The following is a 689-nucleotide window of genomic DNA, read 5'->3' as shown; positions in this document are numbered from 1 at the left end:
ATTTATTGGCTTTATGATTCAAGATGGCCAAGCGAAAGTCTTGGAATTTAATGTCCGCTTTGGGGATCCTGAGACGGAAGTCCTTTTACCAAGACTGGAAAGTGACTTGCTGACAGTTTTTGAAAAAACCCTAGCTGGCACTTTAAAACCCACAGATTTAATTTGGTCTAAGCAAGCAGCAGTCGGCGTGGTCTTATATTCAAAAGGCTATCCTAGTTCTTACGACAACCATGTTGCGATTGAATCCTTACCTGAAAACGCCTTGATTTTCCACAACGGTACGACGACAGATGAAGCAGGGCAATTGATTACAAACGGTGGTCGTGTCCTAACGCCAGTTGCCTTAGCAGACGACATTCAAAGCGCCCGCCAGGCAGCCTACAAGCATGTGGGCCAGATTCGCGGCGCATCACTGACTTACCGGACGGATATTGCCAAGTTATAAATGTAAATTCTTTTCCAAAGCTAGTATGCGACAGCTATTCCAATGGGGTAGCTCAGTATACTAGCTTTTTTATTGGCAAAATGGCTAAGCCATGGCGAAAACGCTATCAGAAAATAAAAAACGTTTTCATAAAAAAATCCATATTTTTCTTGATCTAATCCGTTGACATTGGTGAATTCCTAAGTAAAATAGTTAGTATGCGAACTATAAGGTTCGGGTGCGAACTAATCAAAAATAGACATGC

1 protein-coding gene is annotated in these 689 nt (G+C 41.9%); it reads left to right on the top strand.

The window, feature by feature from the left end; translation table 11 throughout:
• On the top strand, positions 1-445 hold a 445-nt coding region (locus tag ACRCJ0_RS17760), incomplete at its 5' end, for a phosphoribosylglycinamide synthetase C domain-containing protein (RefSeq protein WP_431391470.1).
• Positions 446-689 lie beyond the last annotated feature (244 nt).

This window comes from Aerococcus sp. L_32, assembly GCF_050689315.1.
Note: the sequence above shows the minus strand (reverse complement) of the source record. Positions and strands in the feature narration are given on the sequence as shown.